Below are 12,072 nucleotides of genomic sequence, written 5' to 3'. Positions count from 1 at the left end.
CGCTTCCTTAGCGTTTTGCCTGCCAGATACGAGCCTGATAATCACGGATTGAGCGGTCAGAACTGAACATCCCGCAGCGGGCGGTGTTCAGAATGCAAGCCCGGGTCCACGCTTCCTGGTCGCGATACAGCACGTCGACCTGTTTTTGCGCGTCCACATAGGCCGTAAAATCCGCCATGACCAGATACGGGTCACCGCCGTGTTTGTCCATGCTGTGCAGCATCTGGTCAAAGGCATGTTTATCGCCGTCACTGTACTTGCCGCTTTCCAGCTCTTTCAGAACCGCATCAAGAACTTTGTCTTTCTTACGCCATTTCACCGGGTCGTAACCTTTGGCCTTGAGGGCTTTCACTTCTTCGACGGTATGGCCGAAGATAAAGATGTTCTCTTCCCCCACCTTTTCGGCGATCTCGACGTTCGCGCCGTCGAGCGTACCGACGGTCAGCGCACCGTTCAGCGCCAGCTTCATGTTGCCGGTACCGGAAGCTTCTTTCCCTGCCGTGGAGATCTGCTCGGAGATATCCGCCGCCGGGATCAGCATCTCAGCTGCAGAGACGCAGTAGTCCGGCAGGAACACCACCTTCAGCTTGTCACCCACTTTCGGATCGTTATTGATGGCCGCGGCCACTTTATTAATGGCGAGGATAATGTTTTTCGCCAGGTAGTAGCCCGGTGCGGCTTTCGCCCCAAACAGGAACACGCGCGGTACGCGGTCAGCCTGCGGGTTCTCGCGGATCTCTTTATACAGCGCCAGAATGTGCAGCAGGTTCAGGTGCTGGCGTTTGTACTCATGCAGACGTTTGATCTGAATATCGAAAATGGCGTTCGGGTTGATCTCAATGCCGGTACGCGCTTTGACAAAATGCGCCAGACGCACTTTGTTTTCGAGCTTAATGGCGCGGTACTGCTCGCAGAATGCCGCGTCGTCGGCATACTTTTCCAGATTGATAAGCTGGTCCAGATCGTTGGCCCACTCTTTCTTCAGGGTTTTGTCCAGCAGGCTGGCCAGCAGCGGGTTGCACTGCTTAATCCAGCGACGCGGCGTGATGCCGTTGGTGACGTTATGGAATTTGGTCGGCCACAGCTGGTGGTATTCCGGGAACAGGTCTTTCACCACCAGATCCGAGTGCAGCGCCGCCACACCGTTCACCGCAAAACCGCTCACCACGCACATGTTCGCCATGCGCACCTGTTTGTCATGTACCACAGCCAGCTTCGCCCACACCGCTTTGTCGCCCGGCCAGGTTTTATCCACTTGCTTTTTAAACGCGTCGTTAATCTTGTTGATGATCTGCATATGACGCGGCAGCAGGGCTTTCACCAGCTTCTCATCCCAGCACTCCAGCGCTTCAGGCATCAGGGTGTGGTTGGTGTAGGCAAACGTACGGCTGGTGATCGCCCACGCGTCATCCCAGCTCAGCTGGCGCTCGTCAATCAGCACGCGCAGCAGTTCAGGAATCGCAATCGTCGGGTGCGTATCGTTAAGCTGGATCACTTCGAAGTCCGGCAGCTGCGCCAGCTTGCGGCCCGCCAGGTGATGACGACGCAGAATATCCGCAATGGAACAGGCACACTGGAAGTACTGCTGCATCAGACGCAGTTTCTTGCCCGCCAGATGGTTGTCGTTCGGGTAAAGGACTTTGGTCAGTTTCTCGGCGTCAATCCCCTGCTGCTCGGCACGCAGGAAATCGCCGTCGTTGAATTTGGTCAGGTTGAAGGGATGAGCGTGCTTTGCCTGCCACAGACGCAGCGGTTGCGCCACGCCGTTACGGTAGCCCAGCACCGGCAGATCCCAGGCTTCGCCGGTCAGGGTAAACGCAGGCTCCCACAGCCCCTGCTTCGTGACTTTACCACCAATGCCCACCTGCACATCAAGCTGTGCATTGTGGCGGAACCAGGGGTAAGTATTGCGGTGCCAGTCATCCGGTGCTTCCATCTGATGACCATCAGCAAACGACTGACGGAACAGGCCGTACTGGTAGTTCAGACCGTAGCCAATGGCCGACTGACCGACGGTGGCCATCGAGTCAAGGAAACAGGCCGCCAGACGTCCCAGACCACCGTTACCCAGCGCCGGGTCAATCTCTTCTTCCAGCAGGTCAGTCAGGTTAATGTCATGCTCTTTCAGCACATCACCCACCTCCTGATACCAGCCGAGGTTCAGCAGGTTGTTACCTGTCAGACGGCCAATCAGGAACTCCATTGAGATGTAGTTAACGTGGCGCTGGTCTTTCGTCGGTTTTGCCAACGGTTGAGCATCCAGCTGCTCCGCGAGCGCACCGCTCACTGCCTGCCACCACTGGTGAGGCGTCATCTCGTTTGCAGCGTGAAGACCAAAACGCTGCCACTGACGCGTCAGGGCAGCCTGGAATTGAGCTTTGTTAAAGGTAGGCTGTGACATAGGGAATTGGCATCCTGTAGAGAGAAAACACATGTTGGCGCTAGTGTGCCAGGCTCATTTCGCCTCTTCCTCATCCCGCAGGGGATTAGGCAGGGAGGAGTAGCGGGGATGAGCATAAAAGTGTGATCAAGGCCACTCTGAGAGCATAGTGTGAGTGTGCCAGGAAGAAAAAAAGATAACCGGGGAGAATGTCAAAAAAATGAAATACAGTTTCGGATGAAATTAATCCGCGCCGAAATGATTACTTACGCAGAATAATATTTCTGCAATGGGGCCTTACCTAAGGGGATTATTAATCTCACTCAACTTTACCCGAACTTTATTAAATTTGACGTCACTATACCTTTCTGAAACCAGTTTCAGCGTAACCGTGTGACACTGGGACAAGCCAGCGCTGACGCGGTGTTAAAGCCATTCTGGAAAAGTTCCGGTACTCGCCTGAATGTTTTGTGACAGAGTGCAAATTCAGAGCCACAAAACCCAGACATAACTTGCAATAGTTCTCTTTCTGGCCGACCTTATAGCTATTAATTACGAAGCGCAAAAAAAATAAATTCTCTCGTTCCCCACAGTGAAGTGAAAACTATGTTGATTCCGTCTAAATTAAGTCGCCCGGTTCGTCTTGACCATACAGTGGTCCGCGAGCGTCTGCTGGCTAAACTTTCCGGCGCGCATAATTTCCGACTGGCGCTGGTTACGAGCCCTGCAGGTTATGGAAAAACAACGCTCATTTCGCAATGGGCCGCAGGTAAGAGCGACCTTGGCTGGTACTCCCTTGATGAGGGCGATAACCAGCAAGAGCGTTTTGCCAGCTATCTGATTGCTGCCATTCAGCAGGCAACCAACGGACACTGCGTCGCCAGTGAGGTCATGGTGCAAAAGCGCCAGTACGCCAGTCTGTCTTCCCTTTTCTCACAGCTGTTTATCGAACTGGCCGAATGGCATCGCCCGCTGTACGTGGTGATTGATGATTATCATCTCATCACTAACCCGGTTATCCATGAATCGATGCGTTTCTTCCTGCGTCATCAGCCGGAAAACCTGACCCTGGTCGTGCTGTCGCGTAACCTGCCGCAACTGGGCATCGCCAACCTGCGCGTGCGCGATCAGCTGCTGGAAGTCGGCAGCCAGCAGCTGGCCTTTACCCATCAGGAAGCCAAACAGTTCTTTGACTGTCGACTGAACTCGCCAATTGAGGCCTCCGAAAGCAGCCGCCTGTGTGATGATGTCGCCGGCTGGGCGACGGCGCTGCAGCTGATTGCCCTCTCTGCCCGGCAAAATAACAGCCCGACGCACCAGTCTGCGCGTCGCCTGGCGGGGATTAACGCGAGCCATCTTTCTGATTATCTCGTCGACGAGGTGTTGAACAGCGTTGATCCGTCGACCCGAAATTTCCTGCTCAAAAGTTCTCTGCTGCGTTCCATGAACGACGCGCTGATCGTGCGCGTGACCGGCTGTGAAAACGGTCAGCTGCAGCTGGAAGAGATTGAGCGCCAGGGCCTGTTCCTGACCCGAATGGACGATCCCGGCGAGTGGTTCAGCTATCACCCACTGTTCGGCAGCTTCCTGCGCCAGCGCTGTCAGTGGGAGCTTGCGACGGAACTGCCGGAAATCCATCGCGCCGCCGCCGAAAGCTGGATGGCGCAAGGTTTCCCGAGCGAGGCGATTCACCACGCGCTTGCCGCCGGTGATGCCGGCATGCTGCGCGATATCCTCCTTAACCACGCATGGGGCTTGTTTAACCACAGCGAGCTGACGCTGCTTGAAGAGTCACTGAAAGCCCTGCCGTGGGAGAGCCTGCTGGAGAATCCGCGCCTGGTGCTGCTGCAGGCCTGGCTGATGCAGAGCCAGCATCGCTACAGTGAAGTAAATACCCTGCTGGCACGTGCCGAGCAGGAGATGGAAAGCGATATGGATGCCACCCTGCACGGCGAATTCAACGCCCTGCGAGCGCAGGTGGCGATTAACGACGGTGACCCGGAAGAGGCAGAGCGCCTGGCGATGGTTGCGCTGGATGAACTGCCGCTGGCCAATTTCTACAGCCGTATTGTTGCCACCTCGGTACACGGTGAAGTTCTGCACTGCAAAGGCGAGCTGACGCGCTCCCTTTCGCTCATGCAACAAACTGAACAGATGGCCCGCCGCCACGATGTCTGGCATTACGCGCTGTGGAGCCTGATCCAGCAAAGTGAAATTTTGTTTGCGCAGGGGTTCCTGCAGGCCGCCTGGGAAAATCAGGAAAAGGCTTTCCAGCTGATTCGTGAGCAGCATCTGGAACAGCTGCCGATGCACGAGTTCCTGCTGCGCATTCGTGCACAGCTCCTTTGGGCATGGTCGCGTCTGGATGAAGCGGAAAGCTGCGCCCGTCAGGGTGTGGACGTTCTCTCCAGCTTCCAGCCACAGCAGCAATTGCAATGTCTGGCACTGCTGGTCCAGTGCTCGCTGGCGCGTGGCGATCTCGATAATGCCCGCAACCACCTTAACCGTCTGGAAAACCTGCTCGGTAACGGTCAGTACCACAGCGACTGGGTGTCCAACGCCGATAAGGTGCGGGTGATTTACTGGCAGATGACCGGCGACAAAAAATCCGCCGCCAACTGGTTACGTCAGACCCCTAAACCGGAATTTGCCAACAACCACTTCCTGCAGAGCCAGTGGCGCAACATTGCCCGCGTCCAGATCCTGCTCGGTGAATTAGAACCTGCCGAAATCGTGCTGGAAGAGCTTAATGAAAACGCCCGCAGCCTGCGGCTGATGAGCGATCTCAACCGCAACCTGCTTCTGCTGAACCAGCTTTACTGGCAGGCGGGCCGCAAAAACGATGCCCAGCGCGTCCTGCTGGAAGCGCTGCAGCTGGCGAACCGCACCGGGTTTATCAGCCACTTTGTCATTGAAGGTGAAGTGATGGCCCAGCAGCTGCGACAGTTGATTCAACTCAATACGCTGCCAGAGCTGGATCAGCATCGTGCTCAGCGTATTCTGCGCGAGATTAATCAGCACCATCGCCATAAGTTTGCGCACTTTGATGAGAACTTCGTTGAACGTCTGCTGAACCATCCGGAAGTACCGGAACTGATCCGCACCAGTCCGCTCACTCAGCGCGAATGGCAGGTGCTGGGGCTGATCTACTCAGGCTACAGCAACGAGCAGATCGCCGGTGAACTGGCGGTGGCGGCGACCACCATCAAAACCCATATCCGCAATCTCTATCAGAAGCTGGGCGTGGCCCATCGTCAGGATGCGGTGCAGCATGCACAGCAGCTGCTGAAGATGATGGGGTACGGCGTGTAATTCCGGTGCGCGTGGGTGCCCTCACCCGGCCTGTTTTGCACAAACTAAAAACGGCAACCTTCGGTTGCCGTTTTGCTTTTACGTCAGCACAGTTCCAGTTGCAGATTATTATCCTTAATCACCTGCATCACGCCTGCCGGCGGCATCACGTCGGTATAAACCGCATCAACCATGCTGATACTGCCCATATTCACCATCGCGTTACGGCCAAACTTGGAGTGGTCCACCACGAGCATAACGTGGCGTGAATTCTCAATAATCGCGCGCTTGGTGCGGACTTCATGATAATCAAACTCCAGCAGGGAGCCATCGCTGTCGATACCGCTGATCCCGAGAATGCCGAAATCGAGACGGAACTGAGAGATAAAGTCGAGCGTCGCTTCACCGATGATACCGCCGTCGCGGCTGCGTAACTCGCCGCCCGCAAGGATGATGCGGAAATCGTCTTTCTGCATCAGGGTATTCGCGACGTTCAGGTTATTGGTCACGACGCGCAGGTTTTCATGATCCAGCAGCGCATGGGCGACGGCTTCCGGCGTGGTGCCGATATCAATAAACAGCGTCGCCCCGTTAGGGATCTGGCTGGCGACTTTCCGCGCAATACGCTCTTTCTCCGCCGTTTGCGTGGCTTTACGGTCATGCCATGAGGTGTTGACCGAGCTGGACGGCAGCGCCGCCCCGCCGTGGTGGCGCAGAATACGGTTTTGATCGGCAAGGTCGTTCAGGTCACGACGAATGGTCTGCGGGCTGACGGCAAACTGCTCGACCAGCTCTTCGGTACTGACATATCCCTGTTTTTTAACCAGTTCGATAATGGCGTCATGACGTTGTGTTTGTTTCATCAATTATCCCTGAGAATTATGTTCGTTTTCGCGCATGGAGCGTGTCGGCAAACGCCATCGCCAGCCCAACGGCCAGCCCGGTGACGTGTGCACCATTGGCGATAGACATACCAAACAGATCAAACCATCCGGCAATTAGCCATATTAACGCAAAGGTTATTAACCCGCGTTGCAGATAGATGCCACTTTCAGGATCGCGCTCACCTCTGAGCCAGACATAGCCCATCAGGGCATACACAACACCTGATAATCCGCCAAACCACGGGCCGCTGAATTTGTGCTGCACATAGCCACTCAACAGGGCACTGATGACGGTGATCACAATCAGCTTCCCGCTGCCCAGACGCTTCTCGACGGCACCGCCAAGGTACCACCACCACAGCAGGTTAAAGAGAATATGCATCACCGAGAAGTGCATCAGCGCGTGGGTAAAATAGCGCCAGACGTCAACGTCCAGTGAAGGGTCATAGGGCCATGCCAGGGCGATCATGACGCTCTGGTCGCCGACCACGTTCATCATAATGAACACGATAATGCAGGCCGCCATCAGCAGCAGCGTAAAAGGACCCGCGCGTTCGCGCACGGTGGCAAAGAAGGGAAAACGGCGATAGTGCAGCCCGCTGTCCGTCTGGCCTGATTGCCAGCTTGCGGCCAGATAGCGCGGGTCGCCGGGGTTCTCAAGGAATCGCGCCAGCTCCTCATTTACCCTCGCGGCCTGGCTCTCGTCGGCCAGCCAAACATCGGTCTGATGATGTTGCTGGATGGTCAGAATAACGCCCTGCGTCGCCATATAGTCGACAAACGCCTGGGCGACGCGCGGGTTGGTAAAAGAGGTGATCATCAACATGGGCAGCCGTCGCTTATTTCCACACAAAAGGGGACAGTATAGCGGTATCAGCGCTCAAACGCGTATTCAACTTCTGCCGGGAAATGACGATGCCAGGCATCGAAGCCGCCATCAACGCTGTAAACCGCATCGTAGCCCTGCTGAAGCAGGTACTGCGCTGCACCTTTACTGCTGTTGCCGTGGTAGCACATGACCATCACCGGCGTGTCGAAATCGTTATCGCGCATAAACGCGCCCAGGGAGTCGTTGGTCAGGTGGAACGCGCCTGGCGTGTGGCCCATCGCAAAGCTCTGTGGATCGCGGATGTCCACCAGCACAGCCGTTCCCTGGTGCATTTTCTGATGGGCTTCTTCTACGTTAATACATTCAAACTGATCCATGGTGCTCTCATCTTATATTCAGGTGTGGTGCGCTTCCTCTCCCCCCACTCTCTCCTGAAGTGAGAAGGTTGGGCGAGGGCATCAAGCGGCACTATTTTACCCCGTAGTGTACGTCCTGGCGGCGGGTAAACGCCATTATGTTATCCATATCACTCTAAATTGTTTTTTTGATGTTACCAAAAGCGCGTTCCTTTGCTATTATGAGCGATATCGAACATTTCTGAGCTTTAACGAAAGTGCGTGAGGGTGTTATGGAAACCAAAGATCTGATTGTGATAGGCGGTGGCATCAACGGTGCCGGGATTGCGGCCGATGCTGCAGGACGCGGTTTATCCGTGCTGATGCTGGAAGCTAACGATCTCGCCTGCGCGACCTCGTCCGCCAGCTCCAAACTGATTCACGGTGGCCTGCGCTACCTGGAACACTACGAATTCCGCCTGGTCAGCGAAGCCCTGGCCGAACGTGAAGTGCTGCTGAAAATGGCCCCGCATCTGGCGATTCCGATGCGCTTTCGCCTGCCCCACCGCCCGCATCTGCGTCCGGCGTGGATGATTCGAATCGGTCTGTTTATGTACGATCATCTGGGCAAACGTACCAGCCTGCCAGGATCGACCGGTTTGCGTTTTGGCTCAGAATCGGTCCTTAAACCTGAAATCGTGCGCGGATTCGAATATTCCGACTGCTGGGTAGACGATGCGCGTCTGGTCCTTGCCAATGCGCAGATGGTGGTGAAAAAGGGCGGCGAGGTGAAAACCCGCACCCGCGCCACAGCTGCCCGTCGTGAAAACGGCCTGTGGGTTGTTGAAGCGGAAGACGTGGATACCGGCGAGAAGTTCAGCTGGAAAGCGCGCGGCCTGGTGAACGCCACCGGGCCGTGGGTGAAACAGTTCTTTGATGAGGGAATGCACCTGCCTTCGCCGTACGGCATCCGCCTGATCAAAGGCAGCCACATTGTCGTGCCACGCGTGCATACCCAGAAGCAGGCCTATATCCTGCAAAACGAAGATAAACGTATCGTGTTTGTGATCCCGTGGATGGACGAGTTCTCCATCATCGGCACCACCGACGTGGAGTACAAAGGCGATCCGAAAAATGTCGAGATCGACGAAAGTGAAGTCAGCTACCTGCTGAAAGTGTATAACGCGCACTTCAAAAAACAGCTGGCACGCGATGACGTGGTTTGGACCTACTCCGGCGTGCGTCCGCTGTGTGATGACGAATCGGACTCACCGCAGGCCATCACCCGCGACTATACGCTGGATATTCATGACGTGGACGGCCAGGCACCGCTGCTGTCGGTCTTTGGCGGCAAGCTCACTACCTATCGTAAGCTGGCCGAACACGCACTGGAAAAACTGGTGCCGTACTACAAGGGCATTGGCCCGGCCTGGACTAAAGGTGCCGTATTGCCTGGCGGCGATATTGGGGATAACCGCGATGATTATGCCGCGAAACTGCGCCGTCGTTACCCGTTCATCACCGAAGGGATGGCGCGTCACTACGCCCGTACCTACGGCAGTAATACGGAATGGATCCTGGGTGAAGCCAAAACGCTTGCCGACCTGGGTGAACATTTCGGTCACGAACTCTACGAAGCCGAACTGCGCTATCTGGTTGAGAACGAGTGGGTGCGCCGCCTGGATGATGCCATCTGGCGTCGTACCAAAGAAGGGATGTGGCTGGATGCCGAGCAGCAGTCGCGCGTGGCGCAGTGGCTGGCGCAGAACGCGGGAAAGCGTGAGCTGTCATTAGCATCGTGATGCAAAAAGGCCCGGTGGCGTTACGCTTCCCGGGCCTGCAGATCGCACAAGCCGGGTCAGGCGAAGCCGCCACCCGGCTCTGTTTTTTTATAACCGCACGGGATCGATATGCCAGATAGTTTCAGCATATTCTTTGATAGTACGGTCTGATGAGAAATAGCCCATATTGGCGATGTTATGCATCGCGGCGCTGGTCCACTTCTCCTGCTGACGGTACAACTCGTCCACGTTGTCCTGGCAGTCGACATAGCTGCGGTAATCCGCCAGCACCTGATAGTGGTCACCAAAGTTAATCAGTGAATCGACCAGATCGCGATAGCGGCTCGGCTCTTCAGGGTTAAACACGCCGGTGGCGATTTGCGTCAACACCTGGCGCAGCTCTTCATCTTCTTCATAGTACTCGCGCGGCGAGTAGCCCTTCCTGCGAAGCGCCTCCACCTCCTCCGTCGTGTTACCGAAGATAAAGATATTTTCTGCCCCGACATGCTCCAGCATCTCAACGTTCGCGCCATCCAGCGTACCGATGGTCAGTGCGCCATTCAGGGCAAACTTCATATTACTGGTGCCGGAGGCTTCCGTACCGGCCGTGGAAATCTGCTCAGACAGGTCCGCCGCCGGAATGATCAGCTGCGCCAGACTCACACTGTAGTTCGGGACAAAGACCACCTTCAGCTTGTCACCGATATCCGGATCGTTGTTGACCACCTTCGCCACATCATTGATGAGATGAATAATGTGCTTCGCCATGTAGTATGCCGACGCCGCCTTACCGGCAAAGATTTTCACCCGTGGCACCCAGTCGGCCGTTGGGTCGGCTTTGATGCGATTGTAGTGCGTGATGACGTGCAGCACGTTCATAAGCTGTCGCTTGTACTCATGGATACGCTTGATTTGCACATCAAACAACGCTTTCGGGTTGGCCACCACGTTCAGGTGCAGCGCAAGATACACCGATAGCCGCTTCTTGTTCAGAAGCTTGGCTTCACGCACGGCTTTGTTCACCGCCGGGAAATCCAGGTGCTGTTCAAGCTCGCCCAGCTGACTCAAATCGGTACGCCAGGTGCGGCCAATATGTTCGTCCAGGACGTCGGAGAGCGGCTGGTTAGCCAGCGCCAGCCAGCGACGCGGGGTAACACCGTTCGTCACGTTGCAAAAACGCGTCGGGAAGATCTTCGCGAAATCAGCAAACAGCGACTGCACCATCAGGTTCGAGTGCAGTCCGGAAACCCCGTTCACCTTGTGGCTGATCACCACCGCCAGCCAGGCCATACGCACGCGGCGACCGTTGGATTCATCAATGATTGAAGCCCGGCTCAGCAGGCCAGTATCGTTCGGATACTGCTCCTGCAGCGTCTTCAGGAAGTAGTCGTTAATCTCAAAGATAATCTGCAGATGGCGCGGCAAAATTTTACCGAGCATGTCGACCGGCCAGGTTTCCAGCGCTTCGCTCATCAGGGTGTGGTTGGTGTACGAGAAGACCTGGCAGGTCACTTCAAACGCATCATCCCAGCTGAATTTGTGCTCGTCGATCAGCAGACGCATGAGCTCGGGGATCGAAAGCACCGGGTGGGTGTCGTTAAGGTGAATGGCGGTTTTTTCCGCCAGGTTACTGTAGGTTTTGTGCAGCTGATAATGACGGCTCAGGATGTCCTGAATCGTCGCGGACACAAGGAAATACTCCTGACGCAGACGCAGTTCGCGTCCGGAATAGGTCGAGTCATCCGGATAGAGCACGCGGGAGACGTTTTCAGAGTGGTTTTTATCTTCCACCGCCGCAAAATAGTCGCCCTGGTTGAATTTACCGAGGTTGATTTCGCTACTGGCCTGGGCGCTCCACAGGCGCAGGGTGTTGGTGGCATCGGTGTCGTAGCCGGGGATAATCTGGTCATAGGCCACGGCCAGGATCTCTTCCGTCTCAACCCAGCGGGATTTTTTCCCTTCCTGCTGAATACGGCCACCAAAGCGCACTTTGTAGCGCGTGTTGTGTCGTTTGAATTCCCACGGGTTACCGTACTCAAGCCAGTAGTCCGGAGACTCTTTCTGTCGGCCTTCCACGATGTTCTGCTTGAACATGCCGTAGTCGTAGCGAATCCCGTAGCCGCGGCCCGGCAGGGCCAGCGTCGCCAGCGAGTCCAGGAAACAGGCGGCCAGGCGCCCCAGGCCGCCGTTACCGAGGCCCGGGTCGTTCTCTTCGTCAATCAGCTCTTCTAAATCTAACCCCATCTCTTCCAGTGCGGTTTTGACGTCGTCATAGATACCGAGCGACAACAGCGCATTGGACAGCGTGCGGCCAATCAAAAATTCCATCGACAGGTAATAAACCTGCCGCGTTTCCTGCGAGAGCTGGGCGCGGTTAGAGCGCAGCCAGCGTTCCACTAAGCGGTCACGCACGGCAAACAGCGTGGCGTTCAGCCACTCGTGTTTGTTGGCGATGACCGGGTCTTTCCCGATGGTGAACATCAGCTTATAGGCGATAGAGTGCTTTAACGCCTCAACGCTGAGCGTGGGTGAAGAATAGCTAAAAGGAGCATTCATATCAGTAACTTCGCCT

7 protein-coding genes are annotated in these 12,072 nt (G+C 55.8%); 2 read left to right on the top strand and 5 right to left on the bottom strand.

Annotated elements, in window-relative coordinates; all coding sequences use genetic code 11:
- Positions 1 to 7 precede the first annotated feature (7 nt).
- A complete protein-coding gene (gene malP / locus QRN24_RS19020; protein WP_183516891.1) occupies positions 8 to 2,401 on the bottom strand; it encodes a maltodextrin phosphorylase in 2,394 nt (797 codons plus the stop codon).
- 585 nt (positions 2,402 to 2,986) lie between these two features.
- Here malP and malT point away from each other — a divergent pair.
- Positions 2,987 to 5,692 carry an HTH-type transcriptional regulator MalT gene (malT, locus tag QRN24_RS19015; RefSeq protein ID WP_020884564.1) on the top strand — a complete coding sequence of 902 codons (2,706 nt, stop codon included), beginning with the start codon at positions 2,987 to 2,989 and terminating at the stop codon, positions 5,690 to 5,692.
- Between the two features lie 83 nt (positions 5,693 to 5,775).
- Here the strand turns inward: malT and QRN24_RS19010 are convergent, their stop codons facing one another.
- From QRN24_RS19010 to glpE, 3 genes are read right to left on the bottom strand one after another with little or no spacing between them, the layout of a single operon-like run.
- Positions 5,776 to 6,534 (bottom strand): DeoR/GlpR family transcriptional regulator, encoded by a 759-nt coding sequence (locus QRN24_RS19010; protein ID WP_008503060.1) that lies wholly within the window; start codon positions 6,532 to 6,534, stop codon positions 5,776 to 5,778.
- A gap of 16 nt (positions 6,535 to 6,550) precedes the next feature.
- A complete protein-coding gene (gene glpG, locus QRN24_RS19005; RefSeq protein ID WP_106503540.1) occupies positions 6,551 to 7,381 on the bottom strand; it encodes a rhomboid family intramembrane serine protease GlpG in 831 nt (276 codons plus the stop codon).
- 47 nt (positions 7,382 to 7,428) lie between these two features.
- Positions 7,429 to 7,761 (bottom strand): thiosulfate sulfurtransferase GlpE, encoded by a 333-nt coding sequence (gene glpE, locus QRN24_RS19000; RefSeq protein WP_020884562.1) that lies wholly within the window; start codon positions 7,759 to 7,761, stop codon positions 7,429 to 7,431.
- Positions 7,762 to 8,012: 251 nt separating this feature from the next.
- Between glpE and glpD the strand changes: the two genes are divergently transcribed.
- Positions 8,013 to 9,521 carry a glycerol-3-phosphate dehydrogenase gene (glpD, locus tag QRN24_RS18995; protein WP_020884561.1) on the top strand — a complete coding sequence of 503 codons (1,509 nt, stop codon included), beginning with the start codon at positions 8,013 to 8,015 and terminating at the stop codon, positions 9,519 to 9,521.
- A gap of 87 nt (positions 9,522 to 9,608) precedes the next feature.
- Here glpD and glgP read toward each other — a convergent pair whose 3' ends face one another.
- Positions 9,609 to 12,056: a glycogen phosphorylase gene (gene glgP, locus QRN24_RS18990; RefSeq protein WP_014171981.1), complete on the bottom strand. Its 2,448-nt coding sequence runs from the start codon at positions 12,054 to 12,056 to the stop codon at positions 9,609 to 9,611.
- Positions 12,057 to 12,072 lie beyond the last annotated feature (16 nt).

Origin of the sequence: Enterobacter sp. MEB024 (assembly GCF_030209635.1) — a bacterium.
GTDB lineage: Bacteria > Pseudomonadota > Gammaproteobacteria > Enterobacterales > Enterobacteriaceae > Enterobacter > Enterobacter ludwigii.
Note: the sequence above shows the minus strand (reverse complement) of the source record. Positions and strands in the feature narration are given on the sequence as shown.

Bases quoted from the DNA above. Each gene is read 5' to 3' on its own strand.
- malP (WP_183516891.1), bottom strand. From the start codon at position 2,401: ATGTCACAGCCTACCTTTAACAAAGCTCAATTCCAGGCTGCCCTGACG.
- malT (WP_020884564.1), top strand. From the start codon at position 2,987: ATGTTGATTCCGTCTAAATTAAGTCGCCCGGTTCGTCTTGACCATACA.
- QRN24_RS19010 (WP_008503060.1), bottom strand. From the start codon at position 6,534: ATGAAACAAACACAACGTCATGACGCCATTATCGAACTGGTTAAAAAA.
- glpG (WP_106503540.1), bottom strand. From the start codon at position 7,381: ATGTTGATGATCACCTCTTTTACCAACCCGCGCGTCGCCCAGGCGTTT.
- glpE (WP_020884562.1), bottom strand. From the start codon at position 7,761: ATGGATCAGTTTGAATGTATTAACGTAGAAGAAGCCCATCAGAAAATG.
- glpD (WP_020884561.1), top strand. From the start codon at position 8,013: ATGGAAACCAAAGATCTGATTGTGATAGGCGGTGGCATCAACGGTGCC.
- glgP (WP_014171981.1), bottom strand. From the start codon at position 12,056: ATGAATGCTCCTTTTAGCTATTCTTCACCCACGCTCAGCGTTGAGGCG.